The organism is Allobosea sp. 05L423, from assembly GCF_056397745.1.
In genome coordinates this window covers 759,881-776,270 of sequence record NZ_JBFTOA010000003.1, presented here as the reverse complement: position 1 = coordinate 776,270, position 16,390 = coordinate 759,881, and the positions used below count along the sequence as shown (strand labels likewise).

The 16,390-nt window shown below is 65.5% G+C and carries 18 protein-coding genes; 6 read left to right on the top strand and 12 right to left on the bottom strand.

The window, feature by feature from the left end:
- Positions 1 to 53: 53 nt before the first annotated feature.
- From AC1DNE_RS11930 to AC1DNE_RS11915, 4 genes are all read right to left on the bottom strand, one after another.
- The gene (locus AC1DNE_RS11930) at positions 54 to 1,154 is read right to left on the bottom strand and encodes a helix-turn-helix transcriptional regulator (RefSeq protein WP_441471999.1); all 1,101 of its coding nucleotides are present in this window, start codon (positions 1,152 to 1,154) and stop codon (positions 54 to 56) included.
- 114 nt (positions 1,155 to 1,268) lie between these two features.
- Positions 1,269 to 2,204 carry an N-acetyl-gamma-glutamyl-phosphate reductase gene (gene argC, locus AC1DNE_RS11925; protein WP_441471998.1) on the bottom strand — a complete coding sequence of 312 codons (936 nt, stop codon included), beginning with the start codon at positions 2,202 to 2,204 and terminating at the stop codon, positions 1,269 to 1,271.
- A gap of 347 nt (positions 2,205 to 2,551) precedes the next feature.
- Positions 2,552 to 3,508 carry an agmatinase gene (gene speB, locus AC1DNE_RS11920; protein ID WP_441471997.1) on the bottom strand — a complete coding sequence of 319 codons (957 nt, stop codon included), beginning with the start codon at positions 3,506 to 3,508 and terminating at the stop codon, positions 2,552 to 2,554.
- Between the two features lie 14 nt (positions 3,509 to 3,522).
- Positions 3,523 to 3,801, bottom strand: coding sequence for a hypothetical protein (locus AC1DNE_RS11915; RefSeq protein WP_441471996.1), 279 nt, complete (start codon positions 3,799 to 3,801; stop codon positions 3,523 to 3,525).
- Between the two features lie 238 nt (positions 3,802 to 4,039).
- Here AC1DNE_RS11915 and AC1DNE_RS11910 point away from each other — a divergent pair, with 238 nt between their 5' ends.
- Positions 4,040 to 4,366: a hypothetical protein gene (locus AC1DNE_RS11910; RefSeq protein WP_441471995.1), complete on the top strand. Its 327-nt coding sequence runs from the start codon at positions 4,040 to 4,042 to the stop codon at positions 4,364 to 4,366.
- A 171-nt stretch (positions 4,367 to 4,537) separates the two neighbouring features.
- On the opposite strand, the gene AC1DNE_RS11905 is transcribed toward AC1DNE_RS11910, so the two are convergent.
- The 5 genes from AC1DNE_RS11905 to AC1DNE_RS11885 all read right to left on the bottom strand — a co-directional run bounded on the left by AC1DNE_RS11905 (position 4,538) and on the right by AC1DNE_RS11885 (position 8,936).
- Positions 4,538 to 5,290, bottom strand: coding sequence for an SDR family oxidoreductase (locus tag AC1DNE_RS11905; RefSeq protein WP_441471994.1), 753 nt, complete (start codon positions 5,288 to 5,290; stop codon positions 4,538 to 4,540).
- A 218-nt stretch (positions 5,291 to 5,508) separates the two neighbouring features.
- Positions 5,509 to 6,720, bottom strand: coding sequence for a hypothetical protein (locus AC1DNE_RS11900; RefSeq protein WP_476766784.1), 1,212 nt, complete (start codon positions 6,718 to 6,720; stop codon positions 5,509 to 5,511).
- Between the two features lie 530 nt (positions 6,721 to 7,250).
- On the bottom strand, positions 7,251 to 7,730 hold the full coding sequence (gene rpsI, locus AC1DNE_RS11895; protein WP_441471992.1) for a 30S ribosomal protein S9: 480 nt from the start codon (positions 7,728 to 7,730) through the stop codon (positions 7,251 to 7,253).
- Positions 7,731 to 7,732: 2 nt separating this feature from the next.
- On the bottom strand, positions 7,733 to 8,194 hold the full coding sequence (gene rplM / locus AC1DNE_RS11890; RefSeq protein WP_199090932.1) for a 50S ribosomal protein L13: 462 nt from the start codon (positions 8,192 to 8,194) through the stop codon (positions 7,733 to 7,735).
- Positions 8,195 to 8,507: 313 nt separating this feature from the next.
- Positions 8,508 to 8,936 (bottom strand): PaaI family thioesterase, encoded by a 429-nt coding sequence (locus tag AC1DNE_RS11885; protein WP_441471991.1) that lies wholly within the window; start codon positions 8,934 to 8,936, stop codon positions 8,508 to 8,510.
- 128 nt (positions 8,937 to 9,064) lie between these two features.
- Here AC1DNE_RS11885 and AC1DNE_RS11880 point away from each other — a divergent pair, with 128 nt between their 5' ends.
- Positions 9,065 to 9,874 (top strand): enoyl-CoA hydratase, encoded by an 810-nt coding sequence (locus AC1DNE_RS11880; RefSeq protein WP_441471990.1) that lies wholly within the window; start codon positions 9,065 to 9,067, stop codon positions 9,872 to 9,874.
- A gap of 42 nt (positions 9,875 to 9,916) precedes the next feature.
- On the opposite strand, the gene AC1DNE_RS11875 is transcribed toward AC1DNE_RS11880, so the two are convergent.
- Positions 9,917 to 10,345 carry a hypothetical protein gene (locus tag AC1DNE_RS11875; RefSeq protein WP_441471989.1) on the bottom strand — a complete coding sequence of 143 codons (429 nt, stop codon included), beginning with the start codon at positions 10,343 to 10,345 and terminating at the stop codon, positions 9,917 to 9,919.
- A gap of 145 nt (positions 10,346 to 10,490) precedes the next feature.
- Here AC1DNE_RS11875 and AC1DNE_RS11870 point away from each other — a divergent pair, with 145 nt between their 5' ends.
- The 3 genes from AC1DNE_RS11870 (at position 10,491) to AC1DNE_RS11860 (ending at position 13,645) form a co-directional block, all read left to right on the top strand.
- A complete protein-coding gene (locus tag AC1DNE_RS11870; protein WP_441471988.1) occupies positions 10,491 to 11,021 on the top strand; it encodes a CoA-binding protein in 531 nt (176 codons plus the stop codon).
- Positions 11,022 to 11,075: 54 nt separating this feature from the next.
- On the top strand, positions 11,076 to 12,299 hold the full coding sequence (locus AC1DNE_RS11865) for an FAD-dependent oxidoreductase (protein ID WP_441471987.1): 1,224 nt from the start codon (positions 11,076 to 11,078) through the stop codon (positions 12,297 to 12,299).
- Positions 12,300 to 12,367: 68 nt separating this feature from the next.
- Positions 12,368 to 13,645: an O-acetylhomoserine aminocarboxypropyltransferase gene (locus AC1DNE_RS11860; RefSeq protein WP_441471986.1), complete on the top strand. Its 1,278-nt coding sequence runs from the start codon at positions 12,368 to 12,370 to the stop codon at positions 13,643 to 13,645.
- Between the two features lie 132 nt (positions 13,646 to 13,777).
- Here AC1DNE_RS11860 and AC1DNE_RS11855 read toward each other — a convergent pair whose 3' ends face one another.
- Positions 13,778 to 14,905: a COX15/CtaA family protein gene (locus AC1DNE_RS11855; protein ID WP_476766781.1), complete on the bottom strand. Its 1,128-nt coding sequence runs from the start codon at positions 14,903 to 14,905 to the stop codon at positions 13,778 to 13,780.
- A gap of 69 nt (positions 14,906 to 14,974) precedes the next feature.
- Here AC1DNE_RS11855 and AC1DNE_RS11850 point away from each other — a divergent pair, with 69 nt between their 5' ends.
- Positions 14,975 to 15,184 carry a DUF2842 domain-containing protein gene (locus tag AC1DNE_RS11850; protein ID WP_441471984.1) on the top strand — a complete coding sequence of 70 codons (210 nt, stop codon included), beginning with the start codon at positions 14,975 to 14,977 and terminating at the stop codon, positions 15,182 to 15,184.
- A gap of 9 nt (positions 15,185 to 15,193) precedes the next feature.
- Here AC1DNE_RS11850 and AC1DNE_RS11845 read toward each other — a convergent pair whose 3' ends face one another.
- Positions 15,194 to 16,246: a polysaccharide deacetylase family protein gene (locus AC1DNE_RS11845; RefSeq protein WP_476841059.1), complete on the bottom strand. Its 1,053-nt coding sequence runs from the start codon at positions 16,244 to 16,246 to the stop codon at positions 15,194 to 15,196.
- Positions 16,247 to 16,390 lie beyond the last annotated feature (144 nt).

Below are 16,390 nucleotides of genomic sequence, written 5' to 3'. Positions count from 1 at the left end.
CACTCTCACCCGCTTTCGACGGGCTTACATCCCCCAAATGGGGGGTCCCGCACTCAACGCGGCGGCGCGGCCGTCTTGAGCAGTCCGACGAGGTCCGCCTGCCGGCGTGAGCCCGTTTTTGCCAGAATGCGCTTCAGCGTCGTGCGGGCCGTCGCCTCGGTCACGCCGAGGCGCTGCGCCGCTTCGCGGGGCGTGTGCCCGCCCGCGATCGCAGCCGCCAGACGCGCTTCCGCCGGCGTCAGATCGAAGAGCCCGCCGATCAGCCCGGCCTCAGGCCCGGCCCCCGCCGTTACCGGCGTCGCGACCACGATGGCGCTGGCGAAGGAAAACACGTCACGGGCCTGCCCGCGTACCGGCGAGAGATGCAGCACCATCGGCGCCCCGCCACGGCGTGCCGGTATCGGCAGAGACCGCACCGGTTGGGGCAGATCAGGCCGCGACAGAGCCGCAATGGCGGCAGCCAGCAGATCGTCCGCGGGAGCATGCGCCACGGCAAGGCGTGCCGCGCGATCCTGGAAGACACCGGGCATCAGATCCTGAAACAGAGCGTTGGCATCGATCACCTGCCCCCGCAACCCAAGGACGGCGGCGGGAAGCCCCATCACTTCGAGGGCCTGCGAGGCGGCTCGCGCCCGCTCCATCGCCAGCCGACGCCCAAGCAAACCAGCGCGCGCGAAATGCGACCGCAGGCTGTCCAAGGCGGAGATGCCCCTGGCGTCGACATAGCCTTCGGTCAAGGACCGCTCGCAATGAACGATCGTCATGTCGCCTGACGGCGCCGCGATGGCGGTCGCGACAGCGGAACCATAGCCGGCCGGAATCAGGATGTCCTGATAGAGCGGCGCGCTCGCGATCTCGTCCGGGCTGAAAACGTCCTTGTCCGTGATGAAGCCATGCCGGCCATGGACGAGCAGACGTTGCGCCCGCTCGTTGATGCCGAACGGGATGCGCCGCAGCACTTCCTCGTAAGCCTCGCCAAACTCGGGAGAGGATGCGATCAGGCGTGCGTCGTCATCAAGTACCGTGCCGAGCAACGCTTCCTTGCAGCCGGCGAGTCTGGCCGTATCCCGCAGGACGCGAGACCAGCCCTCAGGCACGATCGCGGCTTCATAAATGCCGTCGATCAGCGTGTTTTCGAACTCACTGCCCGCCACGATTTCCCTCTGCCCAGGAGGGTAACCTTGCCGCAGCAAGCTGGCCTCCCCCAATTGGTGGAGGCCAGCTTAGCCTTTAGACGTAATCGGCGGTCGGGAGCCCTCTGCGCGCGCTCAGCCTTCCGGCAGGCCGAGCATCAGGCGGATGTTCTGGACAGCCGCGCCCGAGGCACCCTTGCCGAGATTGTCCAGGCGAGCGACGAGCACGGCCTGGCCGAGATCGTCCTGCCCGAAGACGCGCAGCTCGAGCTTGTTGGTGTCGTTCAGCGCTTCCGGCTCGATCTTGCCGCCCATGCCGTCCTGGGAGTGCACGCTGACATAGGTCGAGCCGGCATAGCGCTCGGCCAGCGTATGGTGGAGATCGCCGACGCTCGGCCGCCCCGGCAGCGTATCGAGATGCAGCGGAACCGAAACCAGCATGCCCTGCCGGAAATTGCCGACGGAGGGCACGAAGATCGGCCGCCGGGTCAGCCGCGAATAGGCCTGCAACTCGGGCAGGTGCTTGTGGCGCAGGCCGAGCCCGTAGAGCTCGAAGGCCGGCGCGACACCGGTCTCGAACTCCTCGATCATCGACTTGCCGCCGCCGGAATAGCCGGAGACGGCGTTGACCGTGACGGGATAGTCATGCGCCATCAGCCCGGCATCGACGAGGGGGCGCAGCAGCGCGATGGCGCCTGTCGGGTAGCAGCCCGGATTGGCGACGCGATCGGCCTTGGCGATCTTCTCGGCATGGCCCGGCTCGAGCTCGGCAAAGCCGTAGACCCAGCCTGGCGCAACGCGATGGGCGGTCGCGGCATCGACGATCTTGGGCGCGTCCGTGCCGAGCTGGTCGGCAAGCGCAACCGATTCCCTGGCAGCTTCGTCCGGCAGGCAGAGCACGACGAGATCGACGCTCGCCATCATGTCCTTGCGGGCAGCCGGGTCTTTGCGCTTGCCCGGGTCGATGCTCTTGACCGCAACCTCCGGCACGGCCGCCAGCCTCTCGCGGATACCGAGACCCGTGGTGCCGGCTTCGCCGTCAATGAAGATGGTTTTCAGGTTCTGGCTCATCAGGACCCCCGATCGCTGGACACGCGCGTCAATGGATGGGCTTCAGGCATAAAAAAACCGCGCTTCACGGCGCGGTCGCGGGCGTTCGGTCACAGGCCGAGCGTCATCGCGGGCGCGCCGGAGCGGCCGGAAACGAGCGACGTCGGGAAAGGTTGCTGACCATGGGCTCGATATGAGGGAGCCACAGCGCCCTGTCAATAACGACACGGCGCAGCCTGAAGCATAACCGCACCGCGCCATGTTCGCGGCGGTTCCGGTGGTCGACGGCGGCGCTCGTCTTTTCCGAGTCGCTGCAACGGCTTGCAGGCGCTGGCTCCGACTTCAAATCCGCGGCTTCGCAAACTGATTCAACCCGCGTTCTTCAGCGCCAGCGACTGGATATGGTGCTGTGCGATGGTCGCGGCGGCGATCGCGGTGATGTCGGCATGGTCGTAGGGCGGCGAGACCTCGACGACATCCATGCCGCGGATGTCGAGCTCGCGGAACGCCCAGAGCATGCGCAGGGCCTGATCCGCGCTGAGCCCGCCCGAGACCGGCGTGCCCGTGCCGGGCGCGAAGGCCGGGTCGAGCGCATCGATGTCGAAGGTGAGGTAGGCCGCCCCCTGCCCCACCCGCTCCCGGATGCGCTCCGCCGTCCCGGCGACGCCGAGCGCATGCGCATCATAGGCGTCAATCCTGGCGATGCCGCAGTCGCGCGGTGCGACCGTGCGGATGCCGATCTGGATCGAGCGCTCGACATCGATCAGCCCTTCCCGGACCGCTTCCAGCACGAAGCTGCCATGACCGATCCCGCCGGGACCGTCGTCCCAGGTATCCTGATGGGCATCGAACTGGATCAGTGCCAGCTTGCCATGGCGGGCGACATGGGCGCGCAGCAGCGGCAGGGTGATGAAATGGTCCCCGCCCAGCGTGACGAGATGGGCGCCAGTGGCGAGGATGCCAGCAGCCTCCGTTTCGATCGCCGCGGCACAGCCCGGCAGATCGCCGCGCGGCAAGGCGCAGTCGCCATAGTCGACGGCCGAAAGTCGTGCAAAGGGGTCGATGCCGGACGGGTATTGCGGATCGCCGTCGAAGATCGCGCTGGCGCGCCGGATCGCCTGAGGCCCGAAACGCGCGCCCGGCCGATTGGTGACGGCGAGGTCGAAGGGTACGCCCCAGATCACGAGATCGCAGCCCGCGACGTCCTTGCCGTAAGGCCGGCGCATGAAGGACAGCGCGCCGGCATAGGTCGGATCCGCAGCGCCGTCGCGCCTGCCGCCAGTGAAGGCGTGATCGATAGGCGGCTTGTCGCTGGCTTCGGTCATGATCGTCCTTCGAATCAGCGGCGCGCGGTGAACCAGACAAACAGGCACCAGGGCAGGATCAGCGCGAGCGCCGTCAGCACGAGCCGGAACATCGTCCAGGCGTTGGGATTGTTGAGCGCGCGGCCGTCCAGCTCCGGCACGCCATGGATGAAGCCGAGCGCCACCGCCGGAGCGAGGAAGATGGCCAGCGCCCGGCCGATGCGCCGCGCACGCGGCATATCCTCGCGCGCCAGCATCAGCAAAGCCGGCACCGCAATCATGCCGAAGGCGATGAGAGTGAGAATGACGCGCATGGGCTCTTGCTACATCAGGGGCGAACAGCGCGCGAGAGGCAGCTCTCTCCTTCACGCCCGAGCGCAATTCGTAAGCCTCCGCATAATAAGGAAGCACATGATTGTGATCGCCGCCTCCAAAATGCCACGGATCAAGCCGCAGGAGCGTCTCTTTCCGGGAAGCATCCTTCGGTGTTCCTGCAAGCCTGCGGGAACGAATAACCCTTGCCTATCAATGCAGTGGTTTCGGAGGCAGCTTATGAAGACAACACTGGCCGCAACGGCGTTCGCCCTGACCCTCGCCCTTGGAGGCATCGCCGTGCAATCGGCCGCCTCAGCCCATCCGGCAGCACCAAATCCGGCGCTGATGGGTACCGGGGGCCTGGTCACCACCGTAGCCGCCAAGGCGCATCAGCCGGCCGAGAACAAGCTCGCTCCGCAAACCCAGCAGGAGCCGCAGGAATATCCGAAGTACCACGACCAGGCGACGGACGCCTACTACTCGCCGCCCCTGAAGGCCAATCCCTGCCGATTCACGCAGGCTCCCATCGATGGCGTGATGAAGCAGGTCGAGGTCTGCGACTGACGATCTCGAGTTGCTCGGGGCCATCCTTGCCCCGCAACGAGTTGTTGAGTGTGGCGTTGCGTTGCGTCGCGAGCGGGTCATCCGACCCGCTCGCTCCGAGGCCCGATCACGAGGCCTGCGCGCTTTGAAGCCGCCGAGCTACAGCCTCCGGCGGAAGCCCGCGCGGCGACATCAGCGGCCGCCGGAGACCTTCAGGATCACGCCCGTCGTGTAGCTCGATGCTTCCGACAGAAGAAACAGCACCGCCTCGGCGATCTCGTCGGCAGTCGCTGCGCGCTTCAGCGGGATCAGCGGCGCGATGCGCGCGACACGGCCGGCCTCCCCCGTCGAAAGCGCGTGGATTTCCGTCTCGGTGATGCCGGGCGCCACCGCATTCACGCGGATGCCATGGCCCGCCAGTTCCTTGGCGAGGCCGATGGTGAGGGAATCGACGGCCCCCTTCGAGGCGGCGTACCAGACATATTCGCCGGGAGAGCCCAATTCCGCCGCGACGGAGGATATGTTGACGATCGCCCGTGCCGGCGCCGCTTCGTTGGCGAGAAGCGCCCGGGCCGCCTCGCGCGCGACCAGAATCGCACCGGTCACGTTGACGTCGATGCACTCCCGGATCACGGCGGTATCAGCCTCGGCCAACGAGCTCGACTTGCCGGTGATGCCGGCATTGTTGACGACATGGGTGAGCGGGCCGAGCGCTGCCTTGGCTTCCGCGAAGATGCGGATGATGTCGGTTGCGCTCGCCATGTCGCCCCGCAACGCGACAGCTTTCGCGCCGGCGGCCTGGCAGGCTTCGACGACCTCGGCCGCGGCCTTGTCGTTGCTCTGGTAGTTCACCGCGACATCGTAGCCGCGCCCCGACGCCATGATGCAGGTCGCCGCGCCGATGCCGCGGCTGCCACCGGTGACGAGAAGGACGGGGCGGGTCATGGCGGGCTCCTGCTGATCGGTCGAAGAGGCGCCAGAGAATACGAAAAGGGCGACTCTTGCGAAGCCGCCCTTCCGCATATCGGATGATCCGGAAACGATCAGCGCTTCGAAAAATAGAATCTTACATTTACGAATAGCGTCGCGCGCGAAGGTCAATCACGCGCTCGTCGCACGGCCTTCGACACGAACCGCCTGAGCGCTCCCACCGGTCGAGACGGTCAAGGACGTGATGTGACGCGTTCGAGCCAGATCTCGTGCCAGAAGATCAGTTCATTCTGGGGGCATAGCCCGAGATATTCTCCGGTCGCGGCCACACCTGCCAGGACAATGCAAGCACTGCCCATCGACAACATTTTTCCGCTGGCCTCGTCGACAATGGTTCGCACAACCGACGCGACGCGAAACTCCCCGCCGCAAAACCGATGCATTTCGCGATCGAACCACAACCCACGATTTTTCGACAGGTAATTCAACGTTTGTTCGATCTCCAATCGCGTCTTCACGCGCACGATTTCTCCCGGCTGGAGATCGAGCACTTCCTTTGGACTGGTCTTGCGGTCTGTCGGCTCGCGGTAGGGCGCCTCCGCACCGCGGAGTTTGCGCTGCACGGTGTTGAACAGCGCGAGTGCGACGGCCACGATGAACGGACCGAGCCGGACATTGCCCGAACGCAATTCACGCCAGTAGTGCCTCGGGTCACGCCAACTCAATCGTGCTGTCGCCGTCGGCAGCTCGGTCATTTGACAAGCGTACCGCTCCTCGCCATCGGCCGATCTGACCCTCGTGTATGTGTTCAGCCTCGACGCGTCGGCCGCTTCCAGCGCGGGCAAATCCACCTCGGCGCTGTCGCTCGGGGCGAGCCAAGCCTCTTTCCAGATGAGTTGACAACCGGCCTGGCAGCCACCGTGTCCTGCGCCATCACACCGCAATTCATCCAGCAGCACCGCGTCCTGCAAACGCCGCAGATGAGGTGCCGTAGGGCCGTAATAATAGTGGATCTTCTCGACACGCCGAAAGACGCGGAGACGTTTACCGCAGTGGCGCGACATCTCGGGCATGAACGGCAGGCCGTCCAACCGACCTTCGTCATCGAGTGTCGTCGCGATTTCCGCGAAGGGCCGGATCTTGACCCACTCGCCCGGCCGGAGCCGCAATCGAGCCGGCGATCCGGGAAGCAGGCTTAGCAGCTTCCGTCGTAGGTGAACGAAAGCACCGGCGGCGCATTCGCGCGGACGCTTGGAGTAGTAGGGTTGGCCGCGCAGTTCCATCGCGTCACGGGACAGACCAATGAGTCCGCCCAACACGACGAGACCAGCGAGGGCTGCGGCCGCCAAACAAAACACGAAGAACAGGATCGCGACGAGCCAGGGAACAGCAAAGACTGCACCTCCGGTCAGTATCGCTATTAAAAAGAAGGCCGATGCGGCCACAGACGTCCTTTGGTAACTGCTCCGATTGTTCGACATGCAGTTGGCGCCCCGTTAAAAATTCATAAAAATCTCTCTTTTTAAAACAACTACACGGCTTAACTTGATTTATACGTCGATATAATCGGCCTATAACCAATTATCGTAGTTTCAACCTATTACATTCCGTAACTGACTTCAAGTTTCCACTCTGTCGAACCCAGTTGCCGGTCTTCTCGGTCAATTTGCGAAAACTGGAGCGCCTGTGAAAGCCAATCAGAGCCGGTACCGGCGTTTCCAAAGATTCTGCCATCTTATATTTCCCGCAATCCCTCGGGCGCATTGACGTGCCCCGCCCGAATTCCAGTCATCGACAAGCTTGGTCCATCGCACCGGAGATGGACCGTGCGGCGCGATCGTTTCAATGTGGAGATGTCAAAAACCGAGGCTGGAATCCCGGCCCCGTCAGGGGCGTTTCCGAGCCCATGTCAATAAAAAAGAGGGTTGGCATTTCTGCCAACCCTCTGATTTTGAAACTCTTTTGAAGAGTGTAATCAGCGCTTCGAGAACTGGAAGCTGCGGCGGGCCTTGGCCTTACCGAACTTCTTACGCTCGACGACACGCGAGTCGCGGGTCAGGAAGCCTTCCTTCTTGAGCGGGCCGCGAAGCTCCGGCTCGTAGAAGGTCAGCGCCTTGGAGATGCCATGGCGCACCGCGCCGGCCTGGCCGGAGAGGCCGCCCCCCTTGACCGAGACGACGACGTCGTACTGGGTCACACGGTCGACGAGCTGCAGCGGCTGCTTGAGCACGAGGCGCAGCACCGGGCGAGCGAAGTAGATCTCCTGATCGCGGCCGTTTACGGTGACCTTGCCCGAGCCGGGCTTGATCCAGACGCGGGCGATCGCGTTCTTGCGCTTGCCGGTGGCGTAGGCGCGGCCCTGCGCATCGACCTTCTTGACGTGGACGGGAGCAGCGGGCTGCTCAGGCTTGGCGACTTCGCCGAGCTGGGCGAGAGACTGAAGAACTTCGGCCACGGTCAGACCCTCTTGTTCTTGCTGTTGAGCGCGGCGACGTCGAGCGCCTCCGGCGACTGGGCAGCGTGCGGATGCTCCCCGCCCTTGTAGACGCGCAGGTTGCCGAGGATCTGGCGGAAGAGCGGGCCGCGCGGCAGCATGCGCTCGACAGCCTTCTCGACGATACGCTCCGGGAAGCGACCTTCCAGGATGAACTTGGCCGAACGCTCCTTGATGCCGCCCGGGAAGCCAGTGTGGTGGTAGTACACCTTCTGGTCACGCTTGCGGCCGGTCAGGGAGACCTTCTCGGCGTTGATGACGATGACATTGTCGCCGCAGTCGACGTGGGGGGTGTAGGCGGCCTTGTGCTTGCCGCGCAGACGCATCGCCACAACGGAGGCGAGACGGCCGACGACGAGCCCGGAGGCGTCGATCACAACCCACTTCTTTTCGACATCGGCGGGCTTGAGCGAGACGGTCTTCATCGCGGTACCCCTTCGGTTGCGTAAAAAAGGACAAGCCGCCGGAGAGCCCGGCGGCGGTGTGGCGTCGGGATAGGGGCAAGGAAGCCGGCTGTCAAGCGTTACCGTCGACACTCAAAAGCAGAAAACGCCGATTTTTCAATTGCCTGAGAAAAACGGTATCATGATACCGCATTAATTTGCGCACCCCCGTCATTGCGAGCGCAGCGAAGCAATCCAGGAGAGCCGGGCCGAACGGTCCCAACCAGTCCTCCTGGATTGCTTCGTCGCTTCGCTTCTCGCAATGACGGGATAGGCTTGCAGAACGGACATCGACTCACCGCTCCGCCGGGATCGAATAGGTCCCCGTCGCATGGCAGACCATCTCGGTCTCACCCTGCGAATAGAGGCGGACTTCGCCGACGGCGAGCCGCTTTCCGAGTTTCAGGAGCTTCGCTTCGCCGATCAGGGCCGCCTGCCCGGGCTTGCGCAGGAAGTTGAAGCTGAGGCTCGTCGTTACCGCGAGGCCGACCGGGCCGATCTGGGCGAGGATCGCCGCATAGAGCGCTAGGTCGGCCAGCGCCATCATCGTCGGCCCCGAAATGGTCCCGCCCGGACGCAGATGCTTCTCGTGGTAGTCGCAGCGCATCCGGGCCGTCATGGGCCCGACCTCCTCGATGAAATAGGTGCGGCCGCCATGGTGGAGCTGCGGGAATACCTCGTCGAGATAGCTCTCGATCTCGGCGGCGCTCATGCGGATCGTCATGCGAAAAACCGAAGCCTAAGGCGGAAGTTCTCCCCTTGCAGCATGGTCGGCCGCCCCCGACAATAGGGCAAAATGCGAAGGCGGCTCGCGCAAATATGGCGGCGCGGGCGGTGCCGGGAAGGATCGTCATGAACGCGCATCACCAACCGGACACCGCCATCCTCCTGCGCGAGGATGCCGAGGGCATCGCGACGCTGACGCTGAACCGCCCGCAGGCTCGCAATCCTCTGAGCGAAGCAATGCTGGCCGCGCTGAGCGAGGCCTTCACCGCCATCGCCGCCGACCGCTCGGTGCGGGCCGTCATCCTTGCCGCCGCAGGCCCCGTCTTCAGCGCCGGGCATGATCTGAAGGAAATGACCGCCCATCGCGCCGATGCGGATCGGGGCCGCGCCTATTTCGAAGATATCCTCGGGCGCTGCTCGGCGATGATGCAGCAGATCACCGCCCTGCCCCAGCCGGTCATCGCGGCCGTCGAAGGCACCGCCACCGCCGCAGGGTGCCAGCTCGTCGCGAGCTGCGACCTCGCTGTCACTGGCAGCGACGCCCGTTTTTGCACGCCGGGCGTCCATATCGGCCTGTTCTGCTCGACGCCGATGGTCGCGCTCTCACGCAACCTCTCGGCCAAGCACGCCATGGAGATGCTGCTGCTCGGCGAGATGGTGCCAGCCGACGAGGCCTTGCGGATGGGGCTCGTCAACCGCGCCGTGCCGGCGGGCGGAGCCCTGGCGGAAGCCCGTCGTCTCGCCGCGACCATCGCCGCGAAGTCATCAGCGACGGTCAAGATCGGCAAGCGCGCCTTCTACGAGCAGCGCGAGATGGGGCTGAAGGCCGCATACGACCACGCTTCGGCGGTCATGGTCGAGAACATGCTCGCGCGCGACGCCGAGGAAGGGATCGGCGCGTTCATGGAAAAGCGCGCGCCGATCTGGGAATCATAGCAGGCCCGGCACATCGACTGCCGGGCTTGTCCTGCAGTGTATTCAGACGATTTCCCGATAGTGGTGTTCCACGACCGGTGCAGGCGTGGCGGCCTCGCCCTCACGAGCCGGCTCCGCCGGCAGTTGCAGGACTGTGGCGCGCTGGCCCTCCACCAAGCTCGTCACCATCACCAAGCGGCCGTCCGGCAGTTCGAGCGCATCGTGATGGACATAGGGCTTGTCGAGATCGACCTGGCGGAAACGCGCGACCCTGGCACGATATCTCCGGTTGGGCAGCAGCCCCATGCCGCGATCACACTCGATATCGGCCGCGAAGGCCAGCTCCGTCCCGGGCATGACGCAGACGGCCACGTCCGCCCGGCCGACAGCGCAGAAGCCGCGGGTGCTCGCTTGCGGAAAGCGGGTCGAAACCAGCTCGTCGCCGACCTTGGCTGGAGTGGACATCACATTGTGCAGGCTATAGTCGCACATGGCAGGCCCTCCTTTTCACTGACAGGTCGGGGGCCATCCCCGACGCATCAGCAAAGCACGAAAGCATGGCGGGCCTATGTTGAGCGTGCCTTGACATGCCGCAGGAGCGTTTTGATACCCTTCACTTTTCTGCGAGTGCCCGCAATTGAGCCACGATTCCTACGACGATGCTGCGATCCGTCGCATCCTGCGCGAAACGAAGCGGATCGCGCTGGTCGGCGCCTCCGCGAATGAGGCGCGCCCAAGCTGGATCGTGACGAAATACCTGCTCGACCGCGGCTACGATGTCGTTCCGGTCAATCCCGGCCTCGCCGGGCAGACCATCCTGGGCAGGACGGTCTACGCCTCGCTCAAGGACGTCCCCGGCCCGATCGACATGGTCGAGATCTTCCGCAACTCGCAAGCCGCCGGGCCGATCACCGACGAGGCATTGGCGCTCGATCCCCTGCCCAAGGTGATCTGGATGCAGCTCTCGGTGCGCAATGACGAGGCCGCGGCCCGCGCCGAGGCGAAGGGCGTCACCGTCATCATGAATCGCTGCCCGAAGATCGAGTATGGCCGGCTGTCGGGCGAGATCGGCTGGCAGGGCATCAACTCGCGCATTCTTTCCGCCAAGAAGCCGGTACTGGCCGGCAAGGGCTTCCAGAAGCTGACGATCAATCGGCCGGGGACATAAATCCGAGTTTCTCGGGTCAAGCCCGAGAATGACGCGCAAGGGAGAGGCAGGACAATGCGCGAGCTCGCGACGACCTGCTGCATCGTCGGCGGCGGACCGGCCGGGATGATGCTGGGCTTCCTGCTGGCACGGGCCGGCGTCGACGTGACGGTGCTGGAAAAGCACGCCGACTTCCTGCGGGATTTCCGCGGCGACACCATTCACCCCTCGACGATGCAGTTGATGCAGGAACTCGGCCTGCTCGACGACTTCCTGAAGCTGCCGCACACCGAGGAACGGCGCATCGTCGCGCGCTTCGGCAACGAGGACGTGCCGATAGCGGATTTCAGCCATCTGCCGGTCGCGGCGCCCTATATCGCCTTCATGCCGCAATGGGATTTCCTGGATTTCCTCGCCGATCGAGGCAGGGACCTGCCGCATTTCAACCTGCTGATGCGGGCGAAGGCGACCGGGCTCATCCGCGAGGGTGGGCGCGTGACCGGAATCACCGCGGAAACGGAGGACGGCGAGACGACGATCACGGCCGATCTCGTCGTTGCGGCGGACGGGCGCCATTCAGACCTGCGGCGGGCGGGCGGCTTCACCGTCAACGAGATCGGCGCGCCGATGGATGTGCTCTGGTTCCGCCTGTCGCGGCGCGAGAGCGATGCGGCGCAGACTTTCGGGCAGGTCGCGCGCGGGCGCTTCGCGGTGATGCTCAACCGCGGCGACTACTGGCAATGCGCCTATGTGATCCCAAAGGGCACGCTGGAAAAGCTTCAGGCTGCCGGCCTCGACGCCTTCAAGGCGAACCTCGCCGAACTGCTGCCGATCCTGGCCGATCGCGCCGGCGAGATCGCAAGCTGGGACGATCTCAAACTGCTCTCGGTCGCCGTCGACCGGCTGGAGCGCTGGTGGCAGCCGGGGGTGCTCTGCATCGGCGATGCGGCCCATGCGATGTCGCCGATAGGCGGCGTCGGCGTGAATCTGGCGATCCAGGATGCTGTGGCCGCCGCCAACCAGTTGGCGGCCCCGTTGCGGGAGAGACGAGTCTCAGACAGCGACCTTGCCGCCGTGCAGGAGCGCCGGACCTTCCCCACGAAGGCGACGCAAGGCCTTCAGGTCGCGATCCAGAACCGCGTCATCACGCCTATCCTCGCCGGTAGCGGACCGGTGCAGCCGCCGCTCCTGCTCAAGCTCCTGCAGTGGTGCCCACCGCTACGCCGCATCCCGGCGCGGCTCGTAGGCATGGGTTTCAGGCCCGAGCATATCGGGCCGGAGCTGGCGCTGCGCCCCTGAATTGACGCTGCCGGCAGCGTTCGTTAAATCGAACGAACGGTTTCATCAAAAGTGTCAGGGAGAACGCCATGTCCGATCGTGCACCCGGTTTCAGCACACTCGCCATCCATGCCGGAGCGGCTCCCGATGCGGCGACGGGCGCCCGCGCCACGCCGATCTACCAGACAACCTCCTTCGTCTTCGACGATGTCGACCATGCCGCCTCGCTGTTCGGCCTGCAGGCCTTCGGCAACATCTACACTCGTATCGGCAACCCGACGAATGCGGTGCTGGAGGAGCGCGTCGCGGCGCTGGAGGGCGGTACGGCGGCGCTCGCCGTGGCCTCGGGCCATGCGGCCGAGTTCCTGAGCTTCCACGCTTTGCTGCAGCCGGGCGACGAGTTCGTCGCGGCGCGCAAGCTCTATGGCGGCTCGATCAACCAGTTCAACCACTCCTACAAGAACTTCGGCTGGAACGTGATCTGGGCCGATTCCGACGATATCGAGAGCTTCGCCAAGGCGGTGACGCCGAAGACCAAGGCGATCTTCATCGAATCCATCGCCAATCCCGGCGGCGTCGTCGTCGACATCGCCGCGATCAGCGCAATCGCCAAGAAGCACAATATCCCGCTCATCGTCGACAACACGATGGCGACGCCCTATCTGCTGCGCCCCTTCGAGCACGGCGCCGACATCGTCGTGCATTCGGCCACCAAGTTCCTCGGCGGCCACGGCAACTCGATCGGCGGGCTGATCGTCGACGGCGGCTCGTTCAATTGGGTCGGCGACGACCGCTACCCGATGCTCTCCAAGCCCCGGCCTGAATATAACGGCATGGTGCTGGGCGAGACCTTCGGCAATTTCGCCTTCGCCATCGCGACCCGCGTGCTCGGCCTGCGCGATCTCGGCCCGGCGCTCTCGCCCTTCAACGCCTTCATGCTGCTGACCGGCATCGAGACCCTGCCCTTGCGCATGCAGCGCCATTGCGAGAGCGCGCAGAAGGTCGCCGAGCATCTTGCCAAGCACCCGGCGGTGGAATGGGTCAGCTATCCCGGCCTGCCCGGCGACAAGTACCATGACCTCGCCAAGCGCTATGTGCCGAAGGGCGCGGGCTCGGTGTTCACCTTCGGGCTCAAGGGCGGCTACGACGCCGGCGTGAAGCTGGTCTCGAACCTCAAGCTGTTCTCGCACCTCGCCAATATCGGCGATACGCGCTCGCTGGTGATCCACCCGGCCTCGACCACCCACCGCCAGCTCACCGACGAGCAGAAGGCGGCATCAGGCGCCGGCCCACAGGTCGTCCGCCTCTCGATCGGCCTCGAGGATGTCGAGGATCTGGTCGCGGATCTCGATCAGGCGCTGGCGTGACGTCCCGCGTCATTCTCGGGCGGCGCCATGCGCCGACCCGGGAATCTCCTGCCGGAAAGGGCGCCCTTCCGCGTTGGCAATCGGGAGCTCACCGTCAAGAGATGCTCGGGGCGAGCCCGAGCATGACGAGCCTCATGCTCCCGCCACCCGCCCCGTCCGGGTGACATGGACCACCGCCATCGCCAGCACTGCGAAGGCGAGCGCCTGATGCGCCAGCCCGGCCCAGAGCGGCACGACCAGCAGCAAGGTGACGATGCCGAGCGCAGCCTGCGCCGTCATCAGGCCGGCGATCGCCGTCGCGCGCTTCGCCGCGCTCGATTGAGGGCCGACCCGCCGCAGGCGAACCGCCTGCCAGAGGGCGAAGGCGAACAGCACATAGGCGCCGAGGCGGTGGTTGAACTGCACCAGCGCGACATTGTCGACGAAGTTCTCCCAGAACGGCGTCTGGGCGAAGAGCAACGAGCCGGACGGCACAAGCGCTCCGTCCATCAGCGGCCAGGTGTTGAAGGTGAAGCCCGCCTTCGAGCCGGCGACGAGCCCGCCGAGCGCGATCTGGACAAAGGTCAGCGCAAGGAGCAGCCAGGCCATGGCGCGGCTGCCGACGGTTTCGGGCCGGCGCAGCGGCGTCAGCCATGTCGCGAAGGCGACGACCGAGGCGAAGAATAACCCGGCGAAGGTGAGGTGCAGCGTCAGCTTCACCGGCGCGACGGCGACCATGCCGGGCTGCAGGCCGGAAGCCACCATGATCCAGCCGATCGTGCCCTGCAGGCCGAGCAGCAGCCCCATGCCGAACAGCGTCGCGATCTGGCGCGCCGGCAGCAGGCGGCGCAGCGCCACGACGAGGAAGCCGGCGAGATAGACGAGCCCGATGAAGCGGCCGAGCTGACGATGGCCCCATTCCCACCAGTAGATGAACTGGAATTCGCCGAGGCTCATGCCGTTGTTGAGGATCTGGTATTGCGGGCTCGCCTGGTACTTGGCGAACTCCTCGGCCCAGGCCTGTGCCGAGATCGGCGGCAAGGCCCCGGTGATCGGCTTCCATTCGGTGATGGAAAGGCCCGAACCGGTCAGCCGCGTCGCGCCGCCGACCACGACCATCACGAAGACGAGGCCCGCCACCGTCCAGAGCCAGCGGCGGATGCCGGCATGATCGGCCTTGGCGATATCGCCGGCAGTCTGGTTGAGCGCAATGGTCACGGGTGCGGGGCTTTCGGTCGCAGAAGCTGGCTGGCGCTTCACAAGCGCCTTCGCCGGTGACATAGACCCCTCGCGACGGCGCGACAACGCCCGCAATGCCGCAGCAGCCGCGTCCGCGCGGCGGAGAGTCTGATGAAACAACGCAACCGCAAGCTGCTCGGGACGGTGCTGATCCTTGTCTTCGTCTGCGTCTACGCGCTGGTCGCGATGGCGCTGGCGCAGGGGCGGATCACCGAGGCGCCGAAGCTCGTGCAGACGATCGCCTATATCGCGCTCGGCCTCGCCTGGGTGCTGCCGCTGCTGCCGCTGATCAAGTGGATGGAGCGCAAGGACCAGGCTTGAGGCCTCGCCTCAACCGACATCGAGGCTGCTCCCGCGGTTCCGCAGCCAGAACGGCAACCCCGCCAGCAGCGCCCGCAGCGCCGTCTCGTTCTGGTGCAGCCCGTTAAGCGAGACGCGCGGCAGCGCGTGAAAATGGCTTACATGGTCCGGGAAGAGATGCCCCGGCCGCGTCGTCACCGCACTGACGAACCCCGCGTCCTGCGCCAGCGCGAATTCGCGCGGCCCGGCGGAGCCGGGATCTCCGACCGGATAGGCGAAGTGCCGGATCGGTATCGCCAGCTCCGCCTCCAGTCGCGCCTTGCTTTCAGCGATCTCGCGGCGCGCGGTCTGGGCATCGTGCTTGGCCAGCATCGGATGCGTCAGGGTATGAGCGCCGATGGTAACGCCCGGCGCGCCGGAGAGCGCGCGCAGCGTCTCCCATGGCAGGCATTCGCGCTCGACGAGTGCAGCCGGGTCGATGCCAGCCCGGGCCGTCAGCTCGGAGATCGCCGACAGCAGGACGGCTTCCGGCCCCTTGCGCAGGCGCCAATAGAGCCTGTCGAAGGCACGGTTCTTTTCGGCGTCGGTCTCGGTGCGGGCGGCGAAGGGGCCGTCAGACAAGGCGATGTCGAGGCGCGGCAAAGCACGGATCGCCTCTTCCAGCTCCAGCCACCAGAGCCGCGCCGTACGATCGGCGAAGCCCGGCGTGACGAAAAGCGTCCAGGGCACGCCATGCTTCGCCAGCACCGGCCAGGCGTGCTCGACATTGTCTCGGTAGCCGTCGTCGAAGGTCAACGCCACGAAGAAGCGCCCGCGCTTCGGCTGCCGCAGTCGCAGGATGGCCTCGTCGAGCGAAACGATGTCGTAGCCCTCGGCCTTGATAAGGCTCAGAGCCTCGTCGAGGAATTCGGGCGTGATCTCCAGCAAGGCATTTGGCGCGAAGCCGCGCGCCATCTGCGGACGCACGTGGTGCAGGGTCAGGATCATCCCGGCGCCTTGCGTGAAGCCGCGGCTCCAACGATCGGCCCGCGTCGCCGCCATCAGCTTGAATGCGGCCGCGATGGCCTTGTGACGTCCGTTCATCGCCAATCCATGCAACTGCCCGCTAACGCTGTTGCGCAATAGCGCTGCCGGGCCGAACGATCATGACCGATCCGTTCACAATGGCGGGTTAAGGAGGACGGCCTCAATCCTCCAAGGGGCCGAGGGACCATGCCCGCCATTGCC